We start from the raw sequence: 25,267 nt of genomic DNA on the forward strand, positions 1-25,267 counted from the left end.
GATCTATTTTAAGCTATTAACTTAATATTTGATTGGCGTGTTCTTTAGTTTTTACTTTTGTAATAACATCTTCAATCACACCTTTTTCATCAATCACAAAAGTAGTACGGTGGATTCCATCATACTCTCTTCCCATAAATTTCTTAGGTCCCCAAACTCCAAATGCATTAATTACCTCTTTATCTTCATCTGCTAACAAAGGAAATGGCAATTCATTTTTATTGATAAAATTTTGTTGGCGTTTCGCTGAATCAGCACTTACTCCTAATACATCATATCCTTTAGCTAAAAATGTTTGATAGTTATCACGTAAATCACATGCCTCTGCTGTACAACCTGGTGTACTTGCTTTAGGATAAAAGAACAAAACTAATTTCTTTCCTTTATAGTCAGAAAGCTTTACTACATTACCTTTTTCATCAACCGACTCAAAATTTGGTGCGTTATCTCCTACTTTTAATGTTGTCATATTATTTCGTTTCAAAGTTACAATGTCAAAGTTACAAAGTTGATTTTGATTTTCCATAAACATACGTAGCTTCTTTGTACCTTTGATTTTTTCAAATTTTATAAAGCAATGACGAAAGCAGAAAAAGTACAATTTGTTATAGATACTTTAGAAAAATTATACCCTGAAACTCCCATCCCTTTAGATCATAAAGACCCGTACACCTTATTAATTGCTGTATTGATGTCTGCTCAAAGTACTGATGCTCGTGTAAATACAATCACCCCTTTATTATTTGATAAAGCTGATAACCCTTATGATATGGTAAAACTTTCTGTAGATGAAATTCGAGATATTATTAAACCTGTTGGTTTATCTCCTATGAAATCAAAAGGGATTTATGGGTTATCTAAAATTTTGATTGAAAAACACAATGGTGAAGTTCCTATTGATATGGAAGCTTTGGAAGAATTACCTGCTGTGGGACACAAAACTGCTAGTGTTGTTATGGCGCAAGCTTTCGATATTCCTGCTTTTCCTGTAGACACTCACATTCACAGATTGATGTATCGTTGGAATTTATCAAACGGAAAAAGCGTAACACAAACTGAAAAGGATGCTAAGCGTTTATTTCCAAAAGAATTATGGAATAAATTGCACTTACAAATTATTTATTACGGACGTGAGTACTCTCCTGCTCGTGGTTGGAAATTAGAAAATGATATTATTACTAAAACGGTTGGCAGAAAGTCGGTAATGGACGATTATTATAATAAGAAAAAGTAGTTATATAGGGTTTTGATTCTGATAAAAACCTAATAATCTATAAGTCCAACAATCTAAACATCCAATATTCTAACGAGCCTAAAAAAAGCCCCAACCTAGTTGAAGCTTTTTCCACTCTTAATTCAAATTCAATTCAATGAGATAGTTTGATTTCGTTTTAACTACTTTTAGCGATTTAGAAAAATTAATCAAATATTGAACTGTTTCTTGTTTTGGTTCCATAGTAAAGTCTGAAGACTTTTCTGAGTAAATTTGCATCATATAACCCCTTATTTATAACTTATAATCAATGAATTAACGATGCTTTTTTTCAAATATTGTTTAACTTGCTAAAATAATTTTATTTTTTTCTATTATTTTTCTCAAATTAATCAAAGCGTAACGCATTCTTCCTAATGCTGTATTAATGCTAACGCCCGTATTTTCTGATATTTCGTTAAAACTCATATCATTATATATACGCATCTTTAAAACCTCTTTTTGTTCTTCCGGCAATTCTTCAACTAGCTCTTTTACGTCGTTTAAAATTTGCTCTTTAATAATTTTACTTTCTGCATTTAGCGCTCCGTCACTTAAAACCGAAAAAATATCAAACTCTTCTGTATTATTAAACGTTGGCATGCGGTTGTTCTTTCTAAAATAATCTATAATTAAATTATGAGCAATACGCATAACCCAAGGTAAAAATTTACCTTCTTCGTTATAATTTCCTTTTTTTAGCGTTCTTATTACCTTGATAAAGGTGTCTTGAAAAATGTCTTCTGTAGTATCTCGATCTTGTATTTTGCTATAAATAAAGCTATACAATCTCTGTTGGTGTCGTTTAATCAATAATTCAATGGCTAGTTCGTTGCCGTTAATGTAGTTTTTTACTAAAACACTATCGTCGATTATGTCTTTCATAATAATTACTTTTTGAAGGGGAACTAATTCGTTCTCTTCTTGTTAAGGGATATTAAGTTATAAAGTAATTATTATGCTATAGGCCTTTATTTATTGATTAATAATGAATTACAAATATTGAATTTTTTATTAATAAAAGCAAAAAAACTCACAAAAAAGAGAAAAACACTGTTGTAACCACGTTAAAATCACTTAAAAATTGGTATTTTTATCGCTTATTTTTTGAGCACATGAAGACTGACATTTCAACTGTAAACCCTAAAGAAAACATTATAATAAAAGGAGCTAAACTGCACAATTTAAAAAACATTGATGTGGTAATCCCTCGTAATAAACTAGTCGTTATTACCGGACTTTCGGGATCTGGAAAGTCTTCTTTAGCATTTGATACTCTATATGCCGAAGGGCAACGTCGTTATGTTGAAAGCTTAAGTTCTTATGCTCGTCAATTTCTTGGAAAACTACATAAACCAAAGGTTGATTATATAAAAGGAATTGCCCCTGCTATTGCTATTGAGCAAAAAGTGAACTCTACCAATCCAAGGTCTACTGTTGGAACCTCAACCGAAATTTACGATTATATCAAATTATTGTACGCTCGTATCGGTAAAACCTTCTCTCCTATTTCTGGAGAAGAAGTAAAAAAACACACGGTTTCAGATGTTATAAACCATGTAAAAACATTTGAGGAACGTACCAAACTTTTATTACTTGCTCCTATTACAATAAACGAACAGAGGAGAGACATTAAAACTGTTTTACAGGTATTAACACAACAAGGATATGCTCGTTTAAAATACAAAGACACCGTTTATAGAATTGATGAATTTCCTGCGGATGATTTTAATGGTGACACTTTATTCTTAGTAGTTGATAGAATTGTAGTTAAAAACGAAGAAGATTTTTACAATCGTTTGGGAGATGCTGTTCAAACTGCTTTTTTTGAAGGAAAAGGAATTTGTTACATAGAAAACTTATCTGACGAAACTACTACAGAATTCAGTAATAAATTTGAACTAGACGGAATTTCTTTTTTAGAACCGAACACACATTTATTCAGTTTTAACAACCCGTACGGAGCTTGCCCTACCTGTGAAGGTTATGGAAATGTAATTGGTATTGATGAAGATTTGGTTATTCCTAACACAGGGTTATCTATTTACGAAGATGCTATTTTTCCGTTTAAAACAGACAGCTATAAAAAATATAAAAACGACTTGATTCTTCATGCCGAAGAGTTTGGAATTTCAATTCATAAACCTTGGTTTGAACTTTCTGAAGAACATAAAAGCCTTATTTGGAATGGAACCAAAAAGTTCAAAGGAATCAATCATTTATTCAAAAAATTAGAAGAAAAAAGTTACAAAATTCAAAACCGTGTAATGCTTTCTCGCTATCGCGGAAAAACTAAATGTACCGAGTGTGAAGGAAAACGTTTGCGCAAAGAAGCAAATTATGTGCAAGTATATGGAAAGACAATTTCCGAACTGGTTACACTTCCATTAGACGAATTAGCTGTATTTTTCAATAGTATTCAGCTCAACAAATACGAAGAAAAAATAGGGAAACGCTTATTAACTGAAATCAACAATCGCTTACAGTTTTTAACCGATGTTGGTTTAAACTACTTAACCTTAAACCGAACATCAAACACGCTATCTGGTGGAGAAAGTCAACGAATTAATTTAGCTACATCCTTAGGAAGTTCGTTAGTTGGTTCGATGTATATTTTAGACGAACCAAGTATTGGGTTACACCCAAAAGATACTGAAAGGCTCATTGGTGTTTTAAAAAACCTACGCGATTTAGGAAACACCGTAATCGTAGTTGAACATGATGAAGACATCATGAAAGAAGCCGATTATATTATTGATATCGGTCCTGAAGCGGGAACTTATGGTGGAAATGTAGTTGCTGAAGGAACTTTTGATGAAATTCTACAATCAGATTCATTAACAGCTAAATATCTTTCCGAAGAATTAAAAATTGAAATTCCAACCAAGCGAAGAAATTCTAAGAATTTTATTGAAGTTATTGGTGCTCGTGAAAACAACTTAAAAAATATTGATGTAGCTTTTCCGCTAAACAATTTAACGGTTATTACTGGGGTTTCAGGAAGTGGAAAAAGTACGTTAGTTAAGAAAATTTTATATCCTGCGATGCAAAAGCAACTTATAGGATATGGAGATAAATTAGGGCAACATACAGAAATTACAGGAAGTTTTGACACCTTAAAACATGTAGAATTTATTGATCAAAACCCTATTGGACGCTCTTCTCGTTCCAATCCAGTTACCTACATTAAAGCTTACGACGATATTCGAAAGCTATTATCAGATCAAAAACTTTCGAAAATTAGAAATTATCAACCTAAACATTTTTCTTTCAATGTTGAAGGCGGTCGTTGTGAGGTTTGTAAAGGAGAAGGTGAAGTAACGATTGAAATGCAATTCATGGCCGATGTACATTTAGAATGTGAAACTTGCGGAGGAAAACGCTTTAAAAAGGAAGTTTTAGAAGTTGCTTTTGAAGGAAAAAACATCGATGATATTTTAAACATGACCATCGACGATGCTGTTGCTTTTTTCACACAACACAATCAAACAAAAGTTGCCAGAAAACTAAAACCTTTACAGGATGTTGGATTAGGCTATGTACAATTAGGACAATCATCTTCTACATTATCAGGGGGTGAAGCACAACGTATCAAATTAGCTTCTTTTTTAGTCAAAGGAAACACAAAAGACAAAGCACTATTCATCTTTGATGAACCCACAACTGGTTTGCATTTTCACGATATTAAAAAACTATTAGCATCGTTTAATGCTTTGATAGAAAGAGGGCATTCTATTATTGTTATTGAGCACAATATTGAGCTAATTAAATGTGCCGATTACATAATCGACCTTGGTTTGGAAGGTGGTAAAAAAGGTGGAAATTTAATTTTTGCAGGCACTCCTGAAGAACTTACTAAAAATAAAGAGTCGTACACTTCTAAATACTTAAAAGAAAAACTAGTTTTTTAATTAGAAAAGCCACCCAACCTCTCGGTCGGACAGCCTTTCACAACAAAAATTAACAAAATTTAATAAATAAAGAACTCTTAATTATTTTAATAAGCTATACACAAACTCTGGATAACCTCTTTCTCCTGCTTCGTTTGTTAATGCTAAAAACTTTAGTTTATATAAATTACCATCGGTATCTTCTAATACATAAAAAATAGTTTCTTTAAGAGAAGGTAAAGTTTCTGGACCTCCACCTTTTCTCCAACTACTACCAATACCACGTTGATCATTTTCAAAACTGTCTAAATTTACATCTGTCAATGAAAAAGTGTTGTATGTATAATCTTCAGTTTCTGTGTCAATCATATACACTTTTACATTAGATTTTAAATTGTTTACTACAAAATCTGAATAACCATATGCCCCGTAACCTGGAATTTCGTTTGTAAAAACGGTAAAGTTTAAATCCCATTCAGTTTTTTTAGGCTCAACATTTACAGTATTTTCAGTATTAAAACTGAAAAAAGTAAAATTATAGCCTTCTGTTTTGGTAATTACAACTTCATTATGTGTAATTGCATCTAAATCTGCATATTGTAAAACATAATTACTGCCATCTTTTAAAATTCTAATTTTTTTCCAACCTCTAGAATCATCAGAAATATCTACCCCTCCTACAGCTGGAGTTTCTGTACCTATCTCGTATCCTAAATTTATTAAGTACACTTTATTATCTTCATCATTATCTGATATTTCAGCTATTGCAGTAGTATTTATGTCTCCATTAGGAGCATCAATATATGCCGAACTTTCAGAATCAAAAGTACCCACAGCTACTTTAGGTTGTAAATCTTTAACCTCTTGATTTGAAGAGTTTACAGAATTTATATCTGTAGAAGATAACTGAGCTGCTGCCATATAAATAGCTCCATTTAAAGTAACCTTAAACTTATCTCCTGAGTAAAAGCCTAAATCCCAAGAATCTCTTTTTACGTTTGTTGTAGTGTTTGTACTTAAATCTACATACACTTGATTAGGTTGGTTAGACCCTCCTATTTCTGGTGCTACGGTTGCCCCTTCTATTACTACTTTTATAGGTTCTGAGGGTAAATTATTATCACTAGAACAACTTGCTAATAAGAAAGCTGTTACTAATAAAGAAAATGATAAAATCTTGTTTGTCATGATTATTAATTTTAAAAATTGATATTATATAATAGTTTTAAATAGTATGATCGTCCATACCCCAACAAAAGAGTATTATTATTTGCCGAGTGTGTTCCTCCATTGCTTACGTTATTGACATTAACATTCGTAACATCAAATAAGTTTCTAGCGCCTAAGGTTGTTTCTAACTTGTTCTTAAAAAATGATTTTTTCATAGAAGCATCTAACCAATTGTAGGATGCTATCGTAGATTTTGAGAAAATTGAATTCCCTTCATTATCTGTTCCCGAAGCAACATAGTTTTGTTGTCTTCCGTTATGTTTTAATAAAACTGTGAATGCTGTTTGCCACTTTTCTATTTCATAAGTAGCACTTGTATTTAGCTGAAATGAGTATAAAAAATCATTTTCTGCATTCGCTTCATTATTCGCTATTCTAGATATTCCTTGTATAGTTGCCCCTAAATTAAATGCCCAATTGTTAGCTTTTATAGTATTAGTTGATGAAATTCCCCATAACTTATACGCATCAATGTTTATGTATTGATATTGTAATGGTGAAGAGTTTACAATTGCTAAATCAATTTTATCATCAACATTTATATAGTCAATTTTTACGCTATTTAATAATGATATACTTGAACCATCAAACCAACTTATTTTCTTTAAACTCAATGAAGCGGAATATCCATTTTCTGGGTTTAAATCTTCATTCCCTCTTACATCATGATTAGAATCTACAAAATAGTAGTATAATTCTTCAAAATTTGGGGTTCTGTACGAGGTTCCTACATTACCTCTAAGTTCAAAGCCATTTTTTAATAGATAACGAAGGCTTAATGAACCTAAAAGTTTTGAACGAAATAGAGAGTTATATTCAAATCGTAACCCCGGACGAACCATAAAAGAGTCTGAAAAGTTAATTTCAGAAGAACCATATAAAGCATAATTATTTTGTGTTCGTTTTTTATCTTGTTGCGTAACACCACCTGATGCTTGTGTATCAAAACCACTTATGTAACGTGTTTCGTATCCTAATTGAAAATTATGGCGATTGCTTTTTATGAAATTTGAAATAGCTCCTTTCGAAAAGAAGACTTCACTTGACTGATAAACTTCATCGACTTCATTGGTTTTATCTCCATTCAAAATATAATAATTGAACTCGTTTAAATACCTATCTTGTGTTTGATATGAAGCTGAGAAAGAATATGAACTTCCTGATTTAAAATTACCATTTACGTTTAAGTTATTTACAAACCTATTAGTTTTAAAAACTCTATCTGTAGCAGACGGATTACTAGTTTGCGTATCTGTATTTATATTAGCTCTTACACTTGGATTATAGTAATTTATAAGTTCATTAAAATAATTAAATCGATAACTTAAATTAAATCGCTCATTTTTATAGTTTAAAAACCCGTTAGTATTAATCTGTTCTTTTGGCAACCAGCTATAACCTCTTAAACTATCGTTCTCATAATAATCTCTTCCTTTTCTATTATCATAAAAACCAGCAAATTTGTTTCTATTAAAGCTAATTCTACCAAACCAATTATCAGAAAAATTATGAGCTACACTTACACTTTGTATATGTCTTCCTTTATTAAAAAAAGCAAATTCATTACTAACTGTTTCTTCTTGTAAAGATGTTTTTATACTCCATTTACTTCGAGCAGATTTTTTTGTTATAATATTAATAACTCCAGATACTGAGTTTGCTCCATACTCCACTCCCATAGCCCCTTCAACGATTTCAATTCGCTCAACGTCATCTAAATTAACTTGAGTTAAATCAATATTATTTCCCAGTCCATTATCACTTACTAAAGGGATATTATCAATCAAAATATTGAAGTATTGAGAGTCTAAACCAAATAGCGAAATAGTAGATTTCCCTGACTGAGCATTTGGCACAACTGTTAAGTTTAATTTGAAGTTTAACAAATCAGCTAAATTATTAGCTGCCTGTTTTTCTATTTGTTTTCTATCTATAACTGTTACGTTATATACTGATTTCTTTATTGATTGAGGATTGTATTGTCCTGTGATTACAACTTCTTCAAGCTTATTATAATAAACACTATCCTGCTTAATTTCTTCTTGAGAAAAAGACGATATAGCAACAAGCAACAACAAAATTCCTATATTTTTATTTAGAAACATTCTTAATAATTTTCTGCAAATATATTTTTTATTTTTAACAAGTCTAAATAAAATTTATATTTTTGTCGAAAATAAATTCAAACAAAACTCACAATGAAAAAAATATTATTGAGTAGTATTATATTACTATCTGCACTTACCATTAATGCTCAAAGCAAAAAGAAAAAAGATAGACAAGCCATAAAAAACATGTGCGGTTGCTATGAAGTAACTTTCAATTTTGCTGAAACTTTTAACAACAGTAAAGACTCTCTTTACAAACCTTCAAAAACAAAAAAAGACAAAGGTTTAGAGTGGGCAGAATTAATCGTTGATGAGAATAATAAAATCTCTATTCAACACTTATTACAAGTTGGAAACCCTGCTAACCCACATATAGTTAAACATTGGAGGCAAGATTGGCTATACGAAAACACTGATTTTTACATGTATAATGGTGATAACAATTGGTTATTTCAAACAAAACCTAAATCAGAAGTAAAAAAACAGTGGACTCAAAAAGTATATCAAGTAGATGATAGTCCAAGATATGAAGGCTCTGGAACTTGGGTACATGTTGATGGAAAAAGCTACTGGGAAAATACTACGGATGCTCCTTTACCGAGGAGAGAATATACCAAAAGAAGTGACTATAATGTTACAGAAAGAGGTAATCGTCATGAAATCACAAATTATGGTTGGTTACATGACCAAGACAACAGAAAAATCATACGAGAAGCTGGTAAAGAAGATATTGTTGTTGCTCACGAAAAAGGTTATAACACCTACGTTAAAGTACCAGATAGTAGATGCGAAGCTGCACAAAATTGGTGGAAAGAAAATCAAAACAAGTGGCAACTCGTAAGAAATAAATGGGATGAAGTGTACGGTAGAAATACCAATCTTTCTTTAGAAAATAAAGTAGACAATAAACCTCTATTCAAATATTTGTTTTCTGACGAAACTTCAAAAGAAAATGAAATTGATAAAACCATTGAATCTTTTATAAAAAAATAAACTCCTAATGAAAAAATTACAAATCACTCTTATACTAACAGTTCTTATTAGTTCAATACAAGCACAAACAAAAAACATCTTTTTGGAAAGGTCTTTTTGGAAAAATACCCCTACCGTTGAACTTATCGAACAAAAAATAAAAGAAGGTAACGATGCTACCGCTTCAAATTCTGGAGGATTTGATGCTGTTTCACAAGCTATTTTAGCAGATGCTCCGAATGAAGTTATCAAACATCTACTAACCAAAAAAGGGAATGATGTTAACAAAATAACACACGATAAAAGAACTTATATTTTCTGGGCTGCTTACAAAAACAATGTTGAAATAATGAAGCATTTACTAGCCAACAATGCTCGTATGGATGTAAAAGATTCGCATCAGTTTTCTCCATTAACCTTTGCTGCTAATGCAGGACAAACCAATAAAGAAATTTATGAGTTATGCATTAAAAACGGAATTGATATTAAAACAGATGTTGACGAACACGGTGCCAACGCTCTTCTTTTAGTTTTACCTAGTTTAAAAGACCTATCTTTTATAGAATACCTTTCTACTAAAGGATTAAGCTTGCAAAGTGTTGACCATAACGGAAACGGTGCCTTTAACTATGCTGCAAAAAAAGGAAATAAAACCATCTTAGAACTTCTTATCAAGAAAGGTATACCTTATAAAAACTTAAACAAAAAAGGAGGAAATGCAATCTTGCTAGCTACACAAGGCTCTAGAGCAGGTTACAATTCACTTGAGTTTTTCAAGTATTTAGAAAGCTTAGGAATCAATCCGAATATTACGAATAAAGACGGAAAAACACCGCTTCATAATTTAGCTCGTGGAAACAAAGACATAGCTACTTTTAACTATTTCCTTAACAAAGGAGTAAACCCTAATCAAGTTGATGAAAACGGAAACACTCCTCTACTAATTACTGCTAGTAGAAATACTTTAGATATTGTTCAGTTGTTATCAGAAAAAACAACCAACATTAATCACACTAACGAAAAAGGTCATTCAGCACTTACCTACGCAGTTGAACAAAACTCAGAAGCTATTGTTGATTATTTAATCAAAAATAAGGCTGACATTCATGTAAAGGATAATAAAGAGAATTCGTTGGCTTATTATTTAGTGAAAAGTTACCATCCGAAAAAATCAGAGGATTTCAACAAAAAAATGCAGCTTTTAGCGAATAACGGATTAAAATTAACACAACTTCAAGCAGACAAAAACAACTTGTTTCATATTGCTGTAGAAAAAAACAGTGTTGACTTGTTACAAAAAATCAACACTTTAAAACTTGATATAAATGCTAAAAACAGTGACGGATTAACTCCATTACATTTAGCTGTGATGCAAGCTAACAATACAGATGTTATCAATTATTTATTAAGTATTGGTGCGGATAAATCAATCACGACCGATTTTGATGAAACAGTTTATGATTTAGCTAAAGAAAACGAAGTTCTTAAAAACCAAAACATCAATATTAACTTTTTAAAATAAAACATCACATCGAGTGATTTTGAGAAAAACAATCAAAATTATATCGAAATAAAAAAACAAATTAAGATGAAAAAAATAATTCCAGTTCTTTTAATCGCTATGCTTACCATGGCTTTTACCTCAACAAATAGCACTAGCTATAAATGCATGATTCAACTAAAAAATTATACGGGTGAAGGCGCTTACATCACTATTTCATTATTGAATCCGAAAGGAGAATATGATAAAACCTTGTATGTAATTGGTGATGATGAAGAATGGTATTCTGATATTACCGAATGGTGGAAGTTTCAAGGAAAAGTTCGCGCTGATATCGATGCTATAACTGGCGCTACAGTTAGCGGTGGTGGTAGAACTATTAGCGTACTAAACATAGATAACGACAAGATTGATAAAGGTTATAAAATCAGATTTGAATCGGCTGTAGAAGACCAAGAATATTACAAAGACGATGTAGAATTTGAGTTAACAACCGAAAATCTTAAAAACAAATTTGAAGGAAAAGGTTTTATCCGTTACATACGTCTAATACCTCAATAGTTTAAATAAACATCTAACAAAAATGACCACCTCAATTTGGAGATATAGCCACTTAACCTTGGCTATATCTTCTTCTATATTCGTACTTCTCGCTGCAGTTACAGGTATTATTTTAGCGTTTGAACCTATATCAAAACAGCTATCAGAATACAGCATTCCTAATACAGAAAATATCACCCTAGCTGAAACAATTTCTGAACTACAAAAACAGTATGATGAAGTTATTTCTATTACTGTTGATGAAAATGATTTTGTAACCGCTTCGGTAATTACTAAAGAAGGAAAAAGTGCTACTTTTTATGTAAATCCGTTTACCGGAGAAAAACTAGGAGAACCAGAAAAAAAACATCCTGTTTTTCAATTTGCAACGAGTTTACACAGGTCATTATTTTTAAAATCAACTGGGCGTTTCATTGTTGGTTTCGTTTCTTTTTTACTGAGTTTAATAGCAATTACGGGACTAATATTAATTGCCAAACGACAAGGTGGTATAAAACATCTCTTTTCTAAGATTATAAAAGAAGATTTTGCTCAATACTATCATATCGTTATCGGAAGCTATACACTGATTCCTATTATTATTATCACCCTAACAGGTGTGTATTTATCTTTAGATAAATTTTCTCTTTTACCTACGGAAAAAATCAATCATTCTTTTGATATTTCTTCTTCTACCTCGGAAGAAAAATTAGCTATTGCTGAATTTCCCACTTTCAAAAACATCACTTTAAACAACATAAAAAGTGTTGAATTCCCTTTTTCTGAAGACGAAGAAGATTTCTTTTTCATAAAACTAACCAACAGCGAATTACTAGTACATCAATATACTGGTGCAATTATTAGTAAAGAAAACCTTTCATTAACTAGCATCCTTTTAAACTGGAGTTTATTATTACATACTGGAAACGGAACCATTATTTGGTCGATTGTATTGTTGCTTTCTTCAATTTCAATCCTGTTTTTTATCTATTCTGGATTTGTAATGACTCTTAACAGAACTAAAAAAAGCTCGCTACCTAAAAACAACATTCGTAAAGACAAAGCAGAAATTATCATCTTAGTAGGATCTGAAACAAACAGTACTTTTCAGTTTGCTTCTGCATTGTACAATTCATTAGTTAAAACAAATAACTCTGTTTTTATTGATGTTTTAAACAACTATACTTCTTACACGAACGCGAAACATTTAATTGTACTAACTTCAACTTACGGAGACGGTGAGGCACCTTCAAATGCGAACAAGTTTCTAAAATTAATTCAGCAAATAAATAGTCAGAATGCGATTAACTATTCGGTAATTGGTTTTGGTTCTAGAGCATACCCTAAATTTTGTCAATTTGCTATTGATATTGATACTGTATTACAAAAACATCCAAAATTTAACTCAGTAGTACCTGTATATAAAATCAACAATCAATCATTTCAAGATTTTAAAACTTGGGGGCACCAATGGAGCAACAAAACAGGAATTGATTTAGAACTAGTTCAAATAATTAAAAAACCTAAAAAGCAACAAACTTTTACTACAGTTTCTAAAACCGATTTAAACAACGACGATTCTTTTTTAGTTCGCTTACAACCTACAAAAAAACTCCGCTTTAATTCAGGAGATTTACTCGCCATCACCCCTAAAGAAGACAATATTGAACGTTTATATTCTGTCGGAAAAGTTGATAATGATATTCTATTAAGTATTAAAAAACACGAATTAGGAATTTGCTCTAACTTACTCTATCAATTAGAGGAAAACGAATCAATTCAAGCAACTATTCAATCAAATAAAGATTTTCATTTTCCGAAGAAAAACAAAGAAGTTATTTTAATTGCTAACGGAACCGGAATTGCTCCTTTTTTAGGAATGCTTCAACAAAAAAATGGTACAAAAACACATTTGTTTTGGGGAGGAAGAACTCAAGAATCTTTAAAAATTTATACTCCTTTACTAAACAATATAGAAAACAACAACATTCATATTGCTTATTCCCAAGAACAAAACAAAGAGTACGTTCAAGATTTATTATTAAAAGAAGAGAATACAATTGCTTCTGTTTTACAAAACGGTGGAACAATTATGATTTGTGGCTCTATCAAAATGTTGAAAGGTGTTGAAACTTCCATAGAACAAATTGTTTCAAACAAGCTGAACACTTCTTTAAATTACTTTAAAAAGAACAATCAAATTAAAACGGATTGTTATTAATAGGAAATTGGCTGAAGACTGCATTCTTTAAGCTTTCAGTCAATTGCTTTTATCTACTATGTTCTCTATAAATTAACCACTCACTACTGGCTAACGTCTACTGTCTAGCAACTAACAAATACGAATTCTAATTTATCTGCTACGAATTCTAATTTACTCCCAATTTACCTATACATCTGTGGTAATTTTGATCATATAAAAACAACAATTATGTGGTCTAACAACAATTATTCATCAGTACTAAAAATGTATTTGGAAAAATACACAAGTTTAAAATTACAAATCAGTAATAACGGATTAATCGCTTCTGTTGAAAAGCAAGAAAACGGTCAATGGATTAGCGATAGAAACCTACCTAATATCTTAAATAAATTATCAACCGATTTTAATTTAGGTAGAGATGTAACCATCATCTTACAACAATAAAACTATAATAACCTTAAAACAAAAAACTATGAAACAAAACATTTTAAAAGTAGGTACAGTAATGGGATTACTACTACTTATCGGAGTATTTACGAGCTGCAATGACACAAAAAAAGAAAACAAAAACCAAGAACTGGGAAATATTGCTAAACTAGATGAAGTTATCGAAAATTCTGTGGTAGAATACCGAAACCCTGTAGTTTTCATTACAGGAAACGACAAAGGTAACAGTCATTTTTACGACAGTGCGCGCGTATACTTTAAAGAGAAAAACTATGATGTTATCAACGGAAAATACTCTATTGAAGAAATCATTACTTGGATGAATAGTAATGCTAGTGAAAAACCTTATGGAGAAATTCATATTGTAAACAACAACAATCCGTTTAAAGCAATGAACTTAGAAACGGTTGTAAATGGAGAGAAAATAACTGTTAATAGCTTACAAAAAACAATTGATCAAGGTAGATTACCTTTACTAAAAAGTGATGCTATTACAGATGACACAAAAATTATCTTTCATACCAATGAGTTGGCATCAAACAGTGATTTAGTTAACACGCTAAAAAGTGCTTTCATTACTGAAAATAAAATACCGCAAGTAGTTGCATCACCCTATTACAATGTTTTTGGTGGAGAGTTTTCTAACCACTATTTAGCGCAACCGTATTATGTGTTTTATCCAACAGCAAATTCCCCTGGAAAAGTAGATTTATCTAAAGAAATTGCTAAGAAGTATCCAGAAGAAAAAGAAATTGATTGGTACGATGCTTTAAATAACGAAAGAGAGCGTTATGTAGGAGAACCATATACAGTTCAGTACAGCATTCCTGTGAATTTAGAGTTAGATTATCACAATTCTGATAATGAAATTCCACACTTTGTAATGCAAGAAGAAATTATGGATTTTATTGCTAGTGAAGAAAACTTGATGAAAGAAGTACAAAAAACAAACATTCCTTTAGAAAAGTTCAGATGGACTTATATTGTAAAAAATGACCAATTAACAATCACAGGAAAAGCTTCGGCTCTGTGTGTTTTAAAACCTTTAGTAAAACCTTATGGTGAATTAGAACACGTAAAACCTGACCCTAACAACAGGCGTTTATATGCTATGAAATAACTTATAATTGTTGAACAAACGTCATTACGAATAAAGCAATTCCCTCCTGCCCTTCGTAATGACGTTTAATTTAAGTATGTTTGTTATGATGAAGTTTTTAAACCTTATTTCAACAAAAATTTGCTCTAAAAATAGCTTTGTATCAAGAACCAAAAATCTCTTGATACAAAATTTCGTTTACACAGTTTTCTTTTTCTTTTTTTGTGGATTAATAAGTATTTCTGCTCAAAATCACCCCTTAAAAACTTACAATAAAAATGACGGACTTCCAAGTTTACACATTAAAGGCGGAGTTCAAGATCGTACAGGTTACTTATGGTTAGCTTCTGATAAAGGTTTAATTCGATATAATGGAAACTCATTTATAACCTACACATCTCAAAACGGATTAATATCCAACAATATAAACGTTGTCAAAGCAAATAACAATACTCTTTTTATCGGAACTGATAAAGGTTTAAGTATTAAAAACCATAACGGTTTCAATAATTTTGAAGGAAACAGCGTTAACTGTGTTTTAACTGTCAACAATCATACTTTTTTAGGAACAGATAAAGGAATCGTTAGAGTTCGTGAAGATTATCTTTCTCCCCTTCGTACCAATTTTCAAATAGATTTAAATAAAGTAAATGACATTCAGTTTGATGGTAAATTCTATTGGGTAGCAACCAATAAATCTTTATGGAAACTGGATAAACTTATCAATCCAGAAGTTTTAGACAGAATTGATGTTAACAATTACACTTCTATCTTAATTGATGGTAAAACTATTATTGCCACCACTTATAATAACGGACTTAAATTCATAACAGATAATGAAATAGACACACAAACCATCACTTCACAAAATATCAAGGGAATCAAAAAAATCAACAATCAATTTTGGGTAATTTCTGAAGATGAAGGTATTGAAGTATTAGACGCTAATTTCAATTTTGAAAGAACTATCAACAAATACAACACCCTTACTACCAATAAAATTTCTACTGCTTTTCAAGATTCCGACAAAAATACGTGGATTGGTACACAAGATAAAGGAATCTATTTTATTAAAAGTGATAGACCTAACTTGAAAAAACCTACCATATCTTTTGAAAGCATAGAAGTAGTTTTTAAATCTATTGATAGTATCAATATAAATGGGTATGAAAAAACGTTACAGCTTCCGGCAGATAAAAATCATATTTCATTTTATTACAAAACAGTAGATATTACCAATTCTAATAATTTAGAATATCGCTATACCCTAAATAATCAAGTAAGCCCATGGAGTAAGAAAAGTACTATCGATTTAGCCTATTTATCTCCAGGAAATTACACTTTTACCGCCCAATCAAAAATTGGAGAACTAGAAAGTGACCCAATTGAATTTAACTTTTTTATTGATACTCCTATCTATCAAAAAAAATGGTTTATCTGGTCTGCTATTGGTTTAGTAAGTTTGTTATTAGGAAGTATTATTTGGTTATACGTTCGTAGAATTCAAGCTAAAAATAAAACTAAAGTAGCAAAACTACAATTAGAAAATCATTTATTATCACTTGAGCAAAAAGCATTGCAACTACAAATGAATCCGCACTTTATTTTCAATGTTTTAAACGGAATAAAAGCCTTAGGAAACTCAGGAAAATCAGTTGAATTAAATGCTACAATTAGTAGGTTTGCTACCCTTTTACGTGGTGTTTTACACAATTCAAGACAAGAAGAAATATGTTTAACAGAAGAAATTACCACGCTAAAAAATTATATTGAATTAGAACAGCAAATGAATCCGAAACCTTTCGAATATTCTATAATAACAAACCTTACTCTTGATCCTGAAGAAATTCTGATTCCTCCTATGCTTATTCAACCTTTTGTTGAAAATAGTATCAAACATGGAATATCTTCTGTAGAGAACGGAAAAGTGGATATTCATTTCTCTGTGAAAAACGATTTTTTACATTGTGAAATAGTAGATAACGGTATTGGAATTCATCAATCAAAAAAAATAAAGACCACAAGTACGCATCAATCGGTTGCATTAAAAGTTACGCAAGAACGAATTGAAAGTTTATCAAAAAAGAGTACTTTTCATATTGATGAAATAATCGAAGGCAAACAGGTTAAAGGCACAAAAGTTGCTTTTAAAATTCCTTTAAAAACTGACTTTTAACAATGACAAAACTTACTGCAATTTTAGTAGACGATATGCCAACAGCTATAGATATGCTGCAAAATGATTTAACACAATTTCATCCTGAAATTGAAATTATAGGCACTGCTAAAAGCGTAGTAGAAGCTTCTAAAATATTACGAAAACAACAACCAGATATCCTGTTTTTGGATATTATGCTAGGTGACGGTACTGGATTTGATGTGCTTGAAATTCACCCTAACCTTTCTTCAAAAATTATTTTTGTTACTGCTAGTGATGAGTACGCTATTAAAGCCTTTAAATTTGCTGCGATTGATTATGTATTAAAACCCTATTCAAATGAAGATTTGACAAATGCTATTAACAAAGCTAAAGATCAAATTAAACCCGACAAAGAGCAGTTATCTGTACTACAACAATCCATCACAAAACCAAATCAACGCCCTAAAAAGATCTCTTTAAGTACCTCTGATAAGATTGTAGTAGTAAATTTAGACGATATTATCCGTTGTCAGTCCGATAATAATTACACTGAGTTTTTCATGAATGATGGGCAAAAAATACTGGTTGGTAAAACGCTTAAACACTTTGCCGACATGTTAAAAGAATTTGATTTTTTAAGAGTTCATCAAAGCCATCTTATTAATATTCAATTCATTAAAGAATTCATCAAATCAGATGGTGGGTATTTAGTTTTAAAAAACAAAACAACTATTCCTGTTTCCGTAAGAAAAAAGAACGAAGTTATACAGGTATTAGAAAAAATGTAATCACCGTTTTTTTCCTGTTTTTCCTGCTATTTTTAACACTTATGTTAAATTTTTATTAAAAATTTATTTAACTTAGTGCTTATAAATTAAAAATTATGGTTGCACTTAAACCAGAAAAAGGTAGGTTGCTAATTGCAGATCCAGCAATATTAAATGATAGTTCTTTTAAGAGAACTATTATTTTACTTACTGAACACACAAGAAAAAGCTCGGTTGGTTTTATTTTAAATAGACCCTTAGATCATGTTCTTAGTGATTTAGTTCCTGAAATTGACTGTGATTTTACCGTTTATCAAGGTGGACCTGTAGAGCAAGACAACCTATACTTTATACATAAGGTTCCTCATTTACTTCCTAATAGCATTGAAGTTGCTAAAGGAATTTATTGGGGCGGAAATTTTGAACTTTTAAAAGAGTTACTTAACAAAAAACAACTCGAATCTACAGACATTCGTTTCTTTTTGGGATACTCTGGATGGAGTAGTAATCAATTAGATGAAGAACTTGTAATGAATTCTTGGTTTATTACTGAAAATGACTACGATAATATTTTAACCACCAACGATCAAAGTTTTTGGAAAGACAAATTATTACAACGTGGTGGTAAATATAAAATTTGGGCAAATGCTCCTAGCGATATACAAATGAACTAACTTGTTACGATTGCTAATTGTAAACTGCTCTTTATTTTATTGGTTATTTCAGTAGAGAATTCTTTTTTTCGGTAATTGGTAACCGATTGAATTCCTATGATTGCATTTGTGATGAAAACTTCATCTGCCTTTTGAATTTCGAAAGGAGAAATAGCCGTTTCTTCAATTGTATAATCAGGGTGCTTTTCAATAATATCTATCACTTTTTTTCTAACAATTCCTTTAATACACCCTTCTGTTAAAGCTGGTGTTTTCACAACGTTTCCTTTTACTATAAAAAGATTCCCATTAATCGCTTCTACAACTCCTTTTCTTTCATTCAACAAAATACAGTTGTCTAAATCATTTTCTTCAGCAAAAACAGCCGCTAATGTATTTAACATTTTATTGGTTGTTTTTACCGTAGACAACAGTCCTGAATAATTATAGAAGTCTTTAAAAACGTCAACTTTGTACACTTTTTTATCAGTAAATTCTATCGGACTACCTTCAATAATATAATCAATTTCGTTTGTTATAGGTGTATACAAACCTCCATCTTTTCTAAAAACAGTCAATCGAATTCTATACATTGAAGCCTCTGGTAATTCTTTTACTACTTTGGTAATTTCTTCTTGTAAAAATTCAAGAGTAAATTCCATCGGAATCTTCATACGAAGCATACGCATTGAAGCCATTAACCTAAAATAATGATCTTCTAAAAAAACTACTTTCCCATTTACTACTTTAATGGTTTCAAAAATAGCATCACCGTATTTAAACGCTCTATTTTGGGTTGAAAGTTGTACTTCGTTCTCTGCAATTAAAGCTCCGTTAAAATTTACCATTTCTTTAAAAAAATTTAAATGCAAACTTACAATTTAGAGAAGTATTAGCCACAAAAAAACTCGACAATTTGCCGAGTTAATCTTTATAAAAAAGGAATCTTACCAATATTAAGCTCCTATATTGTGTTTTAATGCTTCTATTTGATTTTCCCAAAGCATTTTTGCTTCTTCAACATCATCTTCATCATCAGCAAAATCAGTAACAATTACCGCTACATCTTTTGTTAATGGGTCCACTTGTATTTTAAATTCAAAATAACTATCATCGTCTTCACTCTCTGTCCATTTAAACTTAATACGTTCATCCGTTTTTTTGGTTAAAATTTTAGCTTCTTCTTCAGAATCATCCCAAAAAAAAGTAATGATTTTACCTCTTGAATTTACTTTATCTGCAAACCATTCTTCTAATCCTGCTGGTGTTGCAAAATATTGATATAGCATGCTTGGCGAAGCATGTATAGGAAACTCTAATTCAAATTTTACTTTACTCATCTATTTTTTTGTTTGATCGCCAATATAGATAATTATTTTTTAAAAAAAAATTTAATGTTTTATTGCCAAAATCCAAAAAGTAATTATATTTGCACCCGCAATCAGGCGAGGTAGCTCAGTTGGTTAGAGCGCAGGATTCATAACCCTGAGGTCACGGGTTCAAATCCCGTCTTCGCTACAAAACCCAAATCATTCGATTTGGGTTTTTGTTTTTACTTCATTTTCAAACTTTTATAGATTGCTTCTTTAATTTTATCTTCTGTTATCCAACCGTTATAACCTTTATAATTTTCAGTTATTTTAGCATTATTCTTTACTTCTTCTAAACTCGCTCCTTTTTCAATTTCTGTAAAAACTTGGGTTTTTAAATCTTCCAACATTTGTAAATACTCTTTTAACTCTTCTTTTGTAGTCACATTTCCATGTCCAGGAATTATTTTTGTGTTAGCATCAGTAATTCTCATGATTCTTTTTATTCCTTTAATGTAACCATCAATACTTCCGCCTGAATCTATATCTATATAAGGAAACTTCCCTTGAAAATAAGCATCACCTACATGCAACACATTGCTATTAACAAAATACACTAAAACATCTCCATCGGTATGTGCATTGTGAATATGCGTAACAAGAACAGGCTCTTCATCCATATAAAACTGCATATTTTCTGAAAAAGTAATAACTGGCAGAGCTTCTTTTGGCGACGCTGACCTTACCTCTCCCCTAACAACCTGATCTACACTCATACGTTTTCGCACATTTTCATGAGAAACAATAATAGCACCCTCTTTTTGAAAATTGGCATTTCCCCCTGTATGGTCACCATGCCAATGCGTATTTATTAAATAAGTTACTGGTTTATCCGTTATCTTTTTTATAGCAGCTTGTATTTTTTTACTTAGAGGTGCGAACTGATCATCAATCATAAAAACACTATTATTTCCAATAAAGAGTCCAATATTTCCTCCTTGTCCATTTAAAACATAAACACGATCTGTAAGCTTTTCTGTAGTTATTTTCACTTCTTTTTCTTGTGACAACAAGTTCAATGAATTAAAAAAGAGGATTATTAGTATTAATTGTAATGCTTTCATATTCTTAAGGATTTATCTAAGCTATTATTAAAATAAACATCTAGCTTACAAGATAATACATTTTAAAATGAGCTCCTACATTTGAGACTTGAAATTCTTCTCCTGTAATTTTAAAACCTAAACTTTCATAAAACCCTAAAACCTCTTTTCTTGCATTACACCATAAAACAGCTATCTTTCTTTCTTGTAATATTTCTACTGCTTTAATAATCAACTTTTTTCCTGCTCCCATTCCTCTTACTTCAGGTAATGTTGCCATTCCTCTTAACTGATATTGCTCCACATCAAAAGCTTCTAGGTTACTTTTCATAAACGTAGCAATACCTACTAGTTTTTTTTCATAAAAAGCTCCTAAATGAAAGGTACTTCCTTCTTCATCTCCTTCAAATTTATATGGTAAATCGATATTATTTCTTAGTACCGACAATCGTATTTCGTACGTTTCTTGAGCCGATATATTTTTTATTTTTATCATCTTAATTTCTTTTAACTCAAAAATACAGAATGAATATACATTTTAAGCCAATTGACAAAAAAGATATCCTAGATATTCTTCCTCATTTACAAAAGCTGAACACCACCACTCCTCATGATATTTTAAAAACAAGAGTTTTGGAAATGATTGACTGTTCTAACTATGAATGTGTAGGTGCTTTTGACCAAGATAAGCTTATCGGTATTTCTGGTCTTTGGTATAGTGTTAGACATTATGTAGGAAAAAGTGTAGAACCAGACCATGTTGTTATTGATGAAACCTACAGAGGAAACAATATTGGTAAACAATTTTTTAACTGGATCTATAACTACACAAAGAAAAAAGGGTGTGAAGCTATTGAGTTAAACACTTATACAGGTAATAGGAAGTCTCATAAATTTTACTACAATGAAGGCTTTGAAATTTATGGTTTTCATTTTGTTAAGGTTTTACGAGACGATAAGACTTTTTATTAGTTTTTTTGTTAGAAACAATATTTAGAAGCGGACACTCTCCGCTTTTTTCATACTCAATTTCTATTATTTTCAAGAGATTTAATCTAACATGTATGGAGCAAAACAAAAAACTCAAAAAATAAATCCAGCTATTATATTCATTTTATGAAAGTTAGAAAAAACCTTCGTTTTTTTATTTATTTTTTTCTAAAAAACCCTTGCGAATTCTAGAAACTGTATTATATTTGCAACCGCTTTACTGCGGGAGTAGCTCAGTTGGTAGAGCGTCAGCCTTCCAAGCTGAATGTCGCCGGTTCGAACCCGGTCTCCCGCTCAAATTTACATAGTGTAAGTAATTACACAAAAAGCAAAAGCTTTACCGCGGGAGTAGCTCAGTTGGTAGAGCGTCAGCCTTCCAAGCTGAATGTCGCCGGTTCGAACCCGGTCTCCCGCTCAAAAAAACCGAAACATTTGTTTCGGTTTTTTATTCTTTATATTTTACGCTATCTATTAAGCTTTAATTTATCTCCAAAGAAGAACAATCCAACTATAATTAACGCCATTATTCCTACCATTATCGTATGATTCGCTATAACACTTGGTCGCAACACCAAAGTAATTAAATATCCACCTATAGCACCTCCTAAATGCGCCGAATGACCAATATTACCCACCTGATTTTTCATTCCGTAAATAGAATATAACAAATAACCAATTCCAAACACATATCCTGGAATCGGAATCGGAATTGGCAACATAATAAGCTCCATACTTGGATACAGCATTATTGAAGAAAAAATAACTCCCGAAACCGCCCCTGAAGCACCTACAGCACTATAATATGGTTCTTTTTTATGCTGATATAACGAATACATACTTCCCGCTAACAAACTAGCAAAGTAAATCAACACAAAATTAAGCGTTCCGAAACTAGAGTCCACTACTTTCCCGAACAGATACAAAGCATACATATTAAACCCTAAGTGCAACCAATCTACATGCAGAAAACCTGACGAAATCATTCTTATCTTCTCCCCTCCCAACACTCTTTGCACCTGAAACTTGTATCGATCAAAAAAAACAGGATCGTTAAACCCTTTAATTGACATTAACACATTTGCTATAATTAATCCTATAATAATTTGACTCATACTTCTAATATATATTCACAAACATAAACAAAAGTTCACAAAGTAAATATTGATAATTTAATACGATATTTGCACTTTAATTTTTCTAAAATGAATTTTTTAATTTATACAATTACCTATCCTTTCATTTGGGCACTTTCAAGATTACCAATGAGGGTTTTATATATTTTTTCTGATTTTTTCTTCTTGATATTATACTATATCATTGGTTACAGAAAAAAAATAGTCACTAAAAACCTTAAAACTGCTTTTCCTGAAAAAAGCGAAGCTGAAATAAACAGAATATCAAAAAAATTCTTTAAACACTTTGTAGACATCCTTTTTGAAAGCGTAAAATCTTTTGCTATAAGTAAAAAAGAATTACAAAAGCGCTACAAATACACAAATCCTGAACTCATAAACAAATACGCTGAACAAGGAAGAAGTGTTGCTTTGGTAGGTTCACACCAAGCAAATTGGGAATGGTCTGTCGGCATGCCTCTTTCTGTAAACATCAACTGTTTTGGAGCTTACAAAAAGATCAAAAACCCTTATTTTGACAAATTAATAAAAAAATCTAGAACCCAATTTGGTTTTGAAGCCGTACCTACGTATCTGTTTAATAAAAGCATCTACGAAAAACACTCCAACAAAACACAATACCTATACCTTTTACTTAGTGATCAATCTCCTCAAATGGGAAAAACTAGGTATTGGGCTAGCTTTTTAAATGAAAAAGTACCAGTACACACAGGAGCTGAAGTTCTGTCAAAAAAATACAACTCGGTAGTTATCAATATGAAAACCACCAAAGTTAAAAGAGGTTATTTTGAAGTTGAATTTGAATTAATCACTGATACACCTAACGATTTCGATAATTTTGAAATTACCGATAAATACCTAGAGCTTACAGAAAGAAACATTAAAGCTCAACCCGAGTATTACCTATGGACTCATAATCGTTTTAAACACAAAAACAAATATGAGCAATGGTTAGAAAATAAAAAAGCTTCTCAGAAATAACTGAGAAGCTTTTTTTATTCTATTTTAGTAAGAACATGTTTAAAAACAAAAAAACCTTCTCGAAATGAGAAGGTTTTGGGTGAAAGACCGGGTTCGAACCGGCGACCTCCGGAACCACAATCCGGCGCTCTAACCAGCTGAGCTACAATCACCATGTAACTTGCGGGTGCAAATATACAAGATTTTTACATTGTGACAAAACTTTTTTTTAAATTAATTTACTAAAATTTTCAATTGCCACATAACGTTCTGATGTAAAGCCTTCTGCATAATCAACTCCTATTAACCTACCAAGGTCTTTTGCTCTATACTCTATACTATCTGTAAAGTTTTTACTAGTTATTGGTGTTTCTGGCTCGTCACTTTTCGGATCATAAAACTGAGATGAATATGCCATAACAGAAGCTATTTTCTTATCCATAAAACCAGTTACGTCAATTACAAAGTCTGGTTCTATATTTTTCCATTGAATATAATGATACACTTGTTTTGGACGCCATTTTTCTTGTTGAGCCCCATCTAATTCTGTTGCTATCTTTAACAATCCACTTAAAAAACAAGCATCCGATACTAACTGACTTCCTTTTGGATGATCAATATGACGATCATCAATAGCATTACACAATACTATTTCCGGTTGATACTTTCGTATCATTTTAATGATTTCTAATTGATGCTCTTTATCATTTCTGAAAAAACCATCAGCAAAACCTAGGTTTTCACGTACTGAAACTCCAAGGACCTCAGCAGCATTCGCCGCTTCTTTATCACGTAATTCAGCGGAACCTCTTGTTCCTAATTCTCCTCGAGTTAAATCGACTATTCCTACTTTTTTTCCTAACGAAATTTCTTTGGCTATAGTAGCTGCACATCCTAATTCTACATCATCAGGATGCGCGCCAAAAGCTAATATATCTAGTTTCATTTATTTTTATTATTTTCTACAAA

The 25,267-nt window shown here is 31.2% G+C and carries 23 protein-coding genes and 4 tRNA genes; 16 read left to right on the plus strand and 11 right to left on the minus strand.

Annotation, left to right across the window (positions count from 1 at the left end; genetic code table 11):
• Positions 1-16: 16 nt before the first annotated feature.
• On the minus strand, positions 17-469 hold the full coding sequence (gene bcp, locus ACR9ES_RS04160) for a thioredoxin-dependent thiol peroxidase (protein WP_435255217.1): 453 nt from the start codon (positions 467-469) through the stop codon (positions 17-19).
• A 108-nt stretch (positions 470-577) separates the two neighbouring features.
• On the opposite strand from bcp, the gene ACR9ES_RS04165 reads away from it, so the two are divergent.
• Positions 578-1,234, plus strand: coding sequence for an endonuclease III domain-containing protein (locus ACR9ES_RS04165; protein ID WP_435255218.1), 657 nt, complete (start codon positions 578-580; stop codon positions 1,232-1,234).
• A 321-nt stretch (positions 1,235-1,555) separates the two neighbouring features.
• Here ACR9ES_RS04165 and ACR9ES_RS04170 read toward each other — a convergent pair whose 3' ends face one another.
• Entirely contained in the window at positions 1,556-2,137 is a 582-nt protein-coding gene (locus ACR9ES_RS04170) for an RNA polymerase sigma factor (RefSeq protein ID WP_028890901.1), read from the minus strand.
• 230 nt (positions 2,138-2,367) lie between these two features.
• Here ACR9ES_RS04170 and uvrA point away from each other — a divergent pair, with 230 nt between their 5' ends.
• The gene (uvrA, locus tag ACR9ES_RS04175; protein ID WP_435255219.1) at positions 2,368-5,163 is read left to right on the plus strand and encodes an excinuclease ABC subunit UvrA; all 2,796 of its coding nucleotides are present in this window, start codon (positions 2,368-2,370) and stop codon (positions 5,161-5,163) included.
• 81 nt (positions 5,164-5,244) lie between these two features.
• On the opposite strand, the gene ACR9ES_RS04180 is transcribed toward uvrA, so the two are convergent.
• Both ACR9ES_RS04180 and ACR9ES_RS04185 read right to left on the minus strand, forming a co-directional pair.
• A complete protein-coding gene (locus ACR9ES_RS04180) occupies positions 5,245-6,330 on the minus strand; it encodes an HmuY family protein (RefSeq protein WP_435255220.1) in 1,086 nt (361 codons plus the stop codon).
• An 11-nt stretch (positions 6,331-6,341) separates the two neighbouring features.
• Complete coding sequence (locus ACR9ES_RS04185) at positions 6,342-8,477, minus strand: TonB-dependent receptor plug domain-containing protein (RefSeq protein ID WP_435255221.1); 2,136 nt, start codon at positions 8,475-8,477, stop codon at positions 6,342-6,344.
• 93 nt (positions 8,478-8,570) lie between these two features.
• On the opposite strand from ACR9ES_RS04185, the gene ACR9ES_RS04190 reads away from it, so the two are divergent.
• The 9 genes from ACR9ES_RS04190 (at position 8,571) to ACR9ES_RS04230 (ending at position 18,823) form a co-directional block, all read left to right on the plus strand.
• Entirely contained in the window at positions 8,571-9,473 is a 903-nt protein-coding gene (locus ACR9ES_RS04190; protein ID WP_435255222.1) for a DUF6607 family protein, read from the plus strand.
• A 7-nt stretch (positions 9,474-9,480) separates the two neighbouring features.
• Positions 9,481-10,974 (plus strand): ankyrin repeat domain-containing protein, encoded by a 1,494-nt coding sequence (locus tag ACR9ES_RS04195; RefSeq protein WP_435255223.1) that lies wholly within the window; start codon positions 9,481-9,483, stop codon positions 10,972-10,974.
• A 66-nt stretch (positions 10,975-11,040) separates the two neighbouring features.
• On the plus strand, positions 11,041-11,514 hold the full coding sequence (locus ACR9ES_RS04200) for a DUF2271 domain-containing protein (protein ID WP_435255224.1): 474 nt from the start codon (positions 11,041-11,043) through the stop codon (positions 11,512-11,514).
• Between the two features lie 22 nt (positions 11,515-11,536).
• Positions 11,537-13,714 (plus strand): PepSY domain-containing protein, encoded by a 2,178-nt coding sequence (locus tag ACR9ES_RS04205; RefSeq protein WP_435255225.1) that lies wholly within the window; start codon positions 11,537-11,539, stop codon positions 13,712-13,714.
• A gap of 210 nt (positions 13,715-13,924) precedes the next feature.
• Positions 13,925-14,140, plus strand: coding sequence for a hypothetical protein (locus ACR9ES_RS04210; protein WP_274634590.1), 216 nt, complete (start codon positions 13,925-13,927; stop codon positions 14,138-14,140).
• 28 nt (positions 14,141-14,168) lie between these two features.
• Positions 14,169-15,263 (plus strand): hypothetical protein, encoded by a 1,095-nt coding sequence (locus ACR9ES_RS04215; protein WP_435255226.1) that lies wholly within the window; start codon positions 14,169-14,171, stop codon positions 15,261-15,263.
• An 85-nt stretch (positions 15,264-15,348) separates the two neighbouring features.
• Positions 15,349-17,418, plus strand: coding sequence for a sensor histidine kinase (locus ACR9ES_RS04220; protein WP_435255227.1), 2,070 nt, complete (start codon positions 15,349-15,351; stop codon positions 17,416-17,418).
• Positions 17,419-17,420: 2 nt separating this feature from the next.
• Positions 17,421-18,170 carry a LytR/AlgR family response regulator transcription factor gene (locus ACR9ES_RS04225; protein WP_435255228.1) on the plus strand — a complete coding sequence of 250 codons (750 nt, stop codon included), beginning with the start codon at positions 17,421-17,423 and terminating at the stop codon, positions 18,168-18,170.
• 95 nt (positions 18,171-18,265) lie between these two features.
• Positions 18,266-18,823, plus strand: coding sequence for a YqgE/AlgH family protein (locus ACR9ES_RS04230; protein WP_435255229.1), 558 nt, complete (start codon positions 18,266-18,268; stop codon positions 18,821-18,823).
• Here ACR9ES_RS04230 and ACR9ES_RS04235 read toward each other — a convergent pair.
• Both ACR9ES_RS04235 and ACR9ES_RS04240 read right to left on the minus strand, forming a co-directional pair.
• Positions 18,820-19,650, minus strand: a complete 831-nt coding sequence (locus tag ACR9ES_RS04235) for an aminotransferase class IV (protein WP_435255230.1) — start codon at positions 19,648-19,650, stop codon at positions 18,820-18,822. The genes ACR9ES_RS04230 and ACR9ES_RS04235 overlap by 4 nt on opposite strands.
• 108 nt (positions 19,651-19,758) lie before the next feature.
• The gene (locus ACR9ES_RS04240) at positions 19,759-20,142 is read right to left on the minus strand and encodes an START-like domain-containing protein (RefSeq protein ID WP_274634585.1); all 384 of its coding nucleotides are present in this window, start codon (positions 20,140-20,142) and stop codon (positions 19,759-19,761) included.
• Between the two features lie 104 nt (positions 20,143-20,246).
• On the opposite strand from ACR9ES_RS04240, the gene ACR9ES_RS04245 reads away from it, so the two are divergent.
• Positions 20,247-20,320, plus strand: a tRNA-Met gene (locus tag ACR9ES_RS04245).
• 34 nt (positions 20,321-20,354) lie between these two features.
• Here the strand turns inward: ACR9ES_RS04245 and ACR9ES_RS04250 are convergent.
• Together ACR9ES_RS04250 and ACR9ES_RS04255 are read right to left on the minus strand one after the other, a co-directional pair.
• On the minus strand, positions 20,355-21,236 hold the full coding sequence (locus tag ACR9ES_RS04250) for an MBL fold metallo-hydrolase (RefSeq protein ID WP_435255231.1): 882 nt from the start codon (positions 21,234-21,236) through the stop codon (positions 20,355-20,357).
• Between the two features lie 40 nt (positions 21,237-21,276).
• Positions 21,277-21,711 carry a GNAT family N-acetyltransferase gene (locus ACR9ES_RS04255; protein WP_435255232.1) on the minus strand — a complete coding sequence of 145 codons (435 nt, stop codon included), beginning with the start codon at positions 21,709-21,711 and terminating at the stop codon, positions 21,277-21,279.
• 29 nt (positions 21,712-21,740) lie between these two features.
• Between ACR9ES_RS04255 and ACR9ES_RS04260 the strand changes: the two genes are divergently transcribed.
• The 3 genes from ACR9ES_RS04260 (at position 21,741) to ACR9ES_RS04270 (ending at position 22,620) form a co-directional block, all read left to right on the plus strand.
• The gene (locus tag ACR9ES_RS04260) at positions 21,741-22,187 is read left to right on the plus strand and encodes a GNAT family N-acetyltransferase (protein ID WP_435255233.1); all 447 of its coding nucleotides are present in this window, start codon (positions 21,741-21,743) and stop codon (positions 22,185-22,187) included.
• Between the two features lie 240 nt (positions 22,188-22,427).
• A tRNA-Gly gene (locus ACR9ES_RS04265) sits at positions 22,428-22,500 on the plus strand.
• A 47-nt stretch (positions 22,501-22,547) separates the two neighbouring features.
• Positions 22,548-22,620 (plus strand) — tRNA-Gly (locus ACR9ES_RS04270).
• 49 nt (positions 22,621-22,669) lie between these two features.
• Here ACR9ES_RS04270 and ACR9ES_RS04275 read toward each other — a convergent pair.
• The gene (locus tag ACR9ES_RS04275) at positions 22,670-23,317 is read right to left on the minus strand and encodes a rhomboid family intramembrane serine protease (RefSeq protein ID WP_274635424.1); all 648 of its coding nucleotides are present in this window, start codon (positions 23,315-23,317) and stop codon (positions 22,670-22,672) included.
• Between the two features lie 90 nt (positions 23,318-23,407).
• Here ACR9ES_RS04275 and ACR9ES_RS04280 point away from each other — a divergent pair, with 90 nt between their 5' ends.
• The gene (locus ACR9ES_RS04280) at positions 23,408-24,319 is read left to right on the plus strand and encodes a lysophospholipid acyltransferase family protein (RefSeq protein WP_435255234.1); all 912 of its coding nucleotides are present in this window, start codon (positions 23,408-23,410) and stop codon (positions 24,317-24,319) included.
• Between the two features lie 77 nt (positions 24,320-24,396).
• Here ACR9ES_RS04280 and ACR9ES_RS04285 read toward each other — a convergent pair.
• Both ACR9ES_RS04285 and bshB1 read right to left on the minus strand, forming a co-directional pair.
• Positions 24,397-24,472: transfer RNA gene (locus ACR9ES_RS04285), tRNA-His, on the minus strand.
• A 55-nt stretch (positions 24,473-24,527) separates the two neighbouring features.
• The gene (gene bshB1 / locus ACR9ES_RS04290; protein WP_435255235.1) at positions 24,528-25,244 is read right to left on the minus strand and encodes a bacillithiol biosynthesis deacetylase BshB1; all 717 of its coding nucleotides are present in this window, start codon (positions 25,242-25,244) and stop codon (positions 24,528-24,530) included.
• Between the last annotated feature and the right edge of the window lie 23 nt (positions 25,245-25,267).

Origin of the sequence: Tenacibaculum sp. A30 (assembly GCF_051200845.1) — a bacterium.
Lineage (GTDB): Bacteria > Bacteroidota > Bacteroidia > Flavobacteriales > Flavobacteriaceae > Polaribacter.